This window comes from Microvirga sp. P4_G7 (assembly GCF_056401005.1).
Map to the genome: position 1 here is coordinate 1 of NZ_JBFUKD010000691.1, position 1880 is coordinate 1880.

Here is a 1880-nt window from a genome sequence, read left to right on the forward strand (position 1 = left end):
CAGCAGGCGGACGTCGCTCATGCTTCCAGGACCTTCTTGTCTTCGACTGTCGTGTCGGCCTTGAGGCGGTAGACCAGCGGTATTCCGGTTGCGAGTTCCATCGACGGGATCGTCGAAGCGTCGAGCCTGTCGAGAACCATCACGAGTGCGCGGAGTGAATTGCCATGTGCCGCCACGAGAACGCGCTCGCCTCGCATCACGCGCGGCAGAATCTCGGCCACGTAATAGGGCAAGACTCGCGCAACCGTATCCTTCAGGCTTTCGCCGCCCGGAGGTGGGACGTCATAGGAACGGCGCCACAGATGGACTTGCTCCTCACCCCACTTGGCGCGCGCGTCGTCCTTGTTGAGGCCGGAGAGATCGCCATAATCGCGCTCGTTCAGAGCCTGGTCCTTGATCGTCGTGAGATTGGATTGGCCGATCTCCTCGAGGATCAGTTCGCACGTGCGTTGCGCGCGCGAAAGATCGGACGTGTAGGCGATGTCGAACTGTACGCCGAGCGCCTTCAGGCGGCGGCCGGCGGTGCGCGCCTCTTCGACGCCGAGATCGGTCAGGCCGGGGTCCTTCCAGCCGGTGAACAGGTTCTTGAGGTTCCATTCGCTCTGACCATGACGGGCGAGGACGAGAAGGCGATTCATGAGAGTGACGTCTCCAGTTGGGGTAATCGAGAGTTACAGGTCGTTGAGGCCGAGAACGTCGACCATCGTGTAGTACCCGGGCTTCTTGTCGAAGGCCCACAAGGCCGCCCGCACGGCGCCCCGGGCAAAAATGCTGCGATCTTCGGCGCGATGGGACAGTTCTATGCGTTCGCCGGGACCGGCGAACATTACCGTGTGATCCCCGACGACGGTGCCGCCCCGCAACGCCGCAAAGCCGATCGCGCCGGGTTCGCGCGCGCCGGTATGTCCATCGCGTACCCGCACCGATCGATCGTTGAGGGACACCGCTCGCCCTTCGGCGGCGGCCTCGCCGAGGAGAAGCGCCGTGCCCGACGGCGCGTCCACCTTCATGCGGTGGTGCATTTCCAGGATCTCGATGTCGTAATCGTCGCCGAGGGTTGCTGCGACTTTGCGCACGAGCCCGGCGAGCAGGTTGACGCCGAGCGACATGTTGCCGGATTGGACGATGCGGGCATGACGCGCGGCCGCCTCGAGTTTGGCGAAATCGGGTTCCTGCAAACCGGTGGTGCCGATCACGTGGACGATGCGCGCCTGCGCTGCCAGAGCAGCGAATGCGACCGTCCCGCTGGGTGAGGTGAAATCGAGGACGCCGTCAGCCTGCGCGAACACGGCGAGCGGATCGTCGGTGATGTCGATTTCGAGAAGGCCGGTTCCGGCGACGAGGCCGGCATCGTGGCCGAGAAGTTGCGACCCTTCGCGCTCGATGGCGCCCACGAGCCGGCAACCTTGCGTGTCGGCGATAGCCTTGATGAGCATTCGCCCCATGCGTCCGGCCGCGCCCACGACCGCTAGTCGCATCTCGGTCATGCTCCACTCCTGTTTTACGCGTTCGGGTATAGCCGGTGGGGTGTTGGCTGCAAAGCTCGGACCGCTTTCTTCATCCGTCCGTGCTCATGTCGGCTGCGGGCCGTCATATCCCTCGATGACGATGATGTCGGCGATGGCGTGGCCATCGCGCTCGGCCTTTGCCGCCATGTATTCGGGCGAATGCCAGCAGGCGAGGGCGGTTTCATAGGACGAAAACTCGATCACCACATTGCGCGAGCGACTTTCCCCTTCCACCGGCTCGAATGTTCCGCCGCGCACGAGGAAACGTCCACCGAACTTCGAAAAGGCGGCGGCATTCGCGGCGGCGTAGTTCCGATACGCGTCGGGATTGGAGACGTCGACGCGCCCGATCCAATATCCCTTCGGCATCAC

At 63.8% G+C, this 1880-nt stretch carries 3 protein-coding genes; all 3 read right to left on the reverse strand.

Translation table 11 applies throughout. The features are described from left to right. Nucleotides 1-17: 17 nt before the first annotated feature. Nucleotides 18-638 carry a 2,3-bisphosphoglycerate-dependent phosphoglycerate mutase gene (locus tag AC1DT3_RS19585; protein ID WP_477466885.1) on the reverse strand — a complete coding sequence of 207 codons (621 nt, stop codon included), beginning with the start codon at nt 636-638 and terminating at the stop codon, nt 18-20. A 33-nt stretch (nt 639-671) separates the two neighbouring features. After that, on the reverse strand, nt 672-1478 hold the full coding sequence (gene dapB, locus AC1DT3_RS19590) for a 4-hydroxy-tetrahydrodipicolinate reductase (RefSeq protein WP_477466886.1): 807 nt from the start codon (nt 1476-1478) through the stop codon (nt 672-674). Nucleotides 1479-1571: 93 nt separating this feature from the next. Beyond that, nucleotides 1572-1877, reverse strand: coding sequence for a DUF1330 domain-containing protein (locus AC1DT3_RS19595; RefSeq protein WP_477466887.1), 306 nt, complete (start codon nt 1875-1877; stop codon nt 1572-1574). Between the last annotated feature and the right edge of the window lie 3 nt (nt 1878-1880).

Coding starts and splice junctions, on each gene's coding strand:
- AC1DT3_RS19585 (WP_477466885.1), bottom strand. CDS start 638: ATGAATCGCCTTCTCGTCCTCGCCCGTCATGGTCAGAGCGAATGGAAC.
- dapB (WP_477466886.1), bottom strand. CDS start 1,478: ATGCGACTAGCGGTCGTGGGCGCGGCCGGACGCATGGGGCGAATGCTC.
- AC1DT3_RS19595 (WP_477466887.1), bottom strand. CDS start 1,877: ATGCCGAAGGGATATTGGATCGGGCGCGTCGACGTCTCCAATCCCGAC.